This is a genomic window from Microbacterium sp. MRS-1 (assembly GCF_000585455.1).
GTDB classification, from domain to species: domain Bacteria; phylum Actinomycetota; class Actinomycetes; order Actinomycetales; family Microbacteriaceae; genus Microbacterium; species Microbacterium laevaniformans.
Genome location: NZ_JAUF01000127.1, coordinates 1 through 897, shown reverse-complemented (window position 1 = coordinate 897; position 897 = coordinate 1). Strand labels below are relative to the sequence as shown.

Sequence of the window (897 nt, the reverse complement as noted above, 5' to 3'; positions counted from 1 at the left end):
GAAGCTCTCGGCCAGCGAGTTGTCGGCGCTCGTGCCCACCGCGCCCATGGACTGGGTCACCTTGAGCTGCTCGCAGAGTGCTGCGTAGGCTTTCGACGCGTAGACCGAGCCGTGGTCGCTGTGGAACACTGCGCCGGCCAGCGATCCGCGGTCGCGGTGCGCGCCGCGGAGAGCGCCTTCGACGAGTTCGGTGCGCATGTGGTCGGCGACCTGCCAGCCGGCGAGCTTGCGCGACCCGAGGTCGATGCAGGTCGCCAGATACAGGTTGCTGCCGTCCGCGATGGGGAGGTAGGTGATATCGCCGACATACCTGCGGTTCGGTTCCCCGGTGCTGAAGTCCCGCCCGATCAGGTCGGGGAACTTCCGTCCGGACTGGTCCGGGATCGTGGTCTTCACCCGGCGGCGCAGTCGGATCCCCGCGAGCGCGTGTTCCCGCATCACCCGAGCGACCCGCTTATGATTCACCCGCCCGGCGGCGGGGACGCCGTCGTTGAGGTCGGCAGTGATCCTCGGTGCCCCGTAGGCGCGGTCACCACCCTGCGCGGGGTCCTGCAGCACCCGGATCCGTGCCGCCAACCGGGCGTCGTCCGCGGCTCGCGCGGCCCGTCCCGGGGCTGCGGCCAGCCACGCGTAGAACGAGGACCGGGCGATCTCGATGACCTCACACAACCGCTTCACGCCGTAGGCGTCCTTGTGGTCCTCGACGAACTGGAAGCGGTTCACCAGTTCGTCTCCGCAGCGAAATACTTCGCCGCCTGACGGAGGATGTCCCGCTCCGTCTCGAGCTTGACCTGCTCCGCTCTCGAGACCGCTAACTCGGCTTCCAACCGGATGATCCTCGCCGCCTGCGACTCCGACCGCACCGACACCGGCGGCGACACCGAACCGGCCGCAGCG

Annotated in this window: 1 pseudogene; it reads right to left on the bottom strand. The window is 69.1% G+C overall.

The features are described 5' to 3' along the window. Positions 1-836: pseudogene (locus tag AS96_RS14455) on the bottom strand (IS3 family transposase); the annotation flags it as partial. Between the last annotated feature and the right edge of the window lie 61 nt (positions 837-897).